Source organism: Paraburkholderia sp. BR10936, assembly GCF_040965735.1.
GTDB lineage: Bacteria > Pseudomonadota > Gammaproteobacteria > Burkholderiales > Burkholderiaceae > Paraburkholderia > Paraburkholderia nodosa_A.
In genome coordinates, this window is record NZ_JBFRCM010000058.1 from 1 (window position 1) to 1,633 (window position 1,633).

The window sequence follows — 1,633 nt, forward strand, 5'->3', positions numbered from 1 at the left end:
CCAGAGTGTGTGGAAACACCAACTTTTTCCGGAGGTGAGCGGTAGGCAATCAGATCGATCGAGTTCGATACGCCGAATTTGCGCTAATCGGACGTCGCGAGTACAACAAAGCCCCTCGGGGCTTCAGCCTACCGCCAACTTCATGGCTTTCATCATTCCCGCTACGCCAAGTATGTTCATGACGCGTTTCAGGTTGTAGGCCAACACGTGGAGGCTCATCTCGGCACTCACTCGCCCGAGCGTTCTGGTCAGGAAGTGTGCGGGACCCATCCAGTGCTTGAGCGTACCGAAGACATGTTCGACCGTACTTCGACGGACGGTCATTGCATCGGGTTTCCTGTCGAGCCGTCGCTCCATGGCTTCCAGTATATTTTCGTGTTCCCATCTTCGGATGCGGCGATAGTCGCTAGGGGAACATCGCCGTTTCATAGGGCAACGCGGGCAGGCACTCGGCCAGTAAACCCTTAGATTCAGACCATTTTCAACGGTAGTGAAGCGATGGATAGCTCTCTCGCCGGCAGGACATCGATACACATCGCCTCTTGCCTCATAGACAAAGTCGGCTTTGGTGAACAGACCTTTCTTCCGTGATGCCGATGTGAGTGGCTTGGGAACGTATGCACGGATGTCGTTCAGCTCACATGCCCTTATCTCCGGCCCGCTGAAGTACCCTCGGTCAGCGACAACCTTCAGCTTCAATCTGCCCATCGCGTGCTTTGCAGAGATCGCCATTCTGCTGAGTTGTCCGTGATCGTTTCCGACATTAGTCACCTCGTGCTCAATGATCAGATGATGTTTCGTATCCACCGCGGCCTGCACGTTATAGCCCACTATGCCTGAGCCTCTTCCGCTTGTCGCCATGGAGCGAGCGTCCGGATCAGTCATCGACAGTTGCTTCTCCGGTTGTTTCTCTAGCTGCTTCCTGATCTGTGCAAGTTCACGCATCTGCAGGCGCAAGCGGGCGATCTTCTCGTACAGTCGAACGGTTTTTGGAGCGAAACCTGTTGCGCTGGTTCTGTCTGCCGTTTCAATCAGGTCGAGGTATCGCTGCACACTCTCCTCGATCTGCCGCTGGCGCTTGTCGAGCTTGCCCGTTGTGTAATTCAGGTCCCGGCTGTTTGATGCCTTGAACTTGCTGCCGTCGATGGCCACCATGTCGCTGGATAGCAGCTTTAGTCCGCGACACAGTTCGACGAAACGCCGACATGTATTGCGAATGGCTGTGCCGCTGTCACGGCGAAAATCTGCGATCGTCTTGAAGTCCGGGGCGAGACGGCCTGTTAGCCACATTAGCTCGACATTGCGCTGACACTCGCGCTCCAGGCGCCGGCTGGACGGTATCCGGTTCAGATAGCCGTATATGTAGATCTTGAGCATCACACCGGGGTGATAGGAGGGACGACCGGTGGTCGCCGGCTTGATGCCGGTGAAGCCCAGTTCCGCGAGGTCCAACTCGTCGACGAAGGCGTCTATGACTCTGACTGGGTTATCTGCACCGATGTAGTCATCGACACATTCGGGAAGTAGTGCGACCTGTTTGCGGTCATCGCCTTCAACGAATCGCTTCATGAGTCACCCAGATCTCAGTGCGTTGATTCAGTTTAGGCGACTAACACGTTTTCACACAGGCTGG

General features: G+C 55.4%; 1 protein-coding gene. It reads right to left on the reverse strand.

Translation table 11 applies throughout. From position 1 onward, the window contains the following. Positions 1-123 precede the first annotated feature (123 nt). On the reverse strand, positions 124-1,569 hold the full coding sequence (locus AB4Y36_RS40375) for an IS1182 family transposase (protein ID WP_368685924.1): 1,446 nt from the start codon (positions 1,567-1,569) through the stop codon (positions 124-126). Positions 1,570-1,633: the final 64 nt, after the last annotated feature.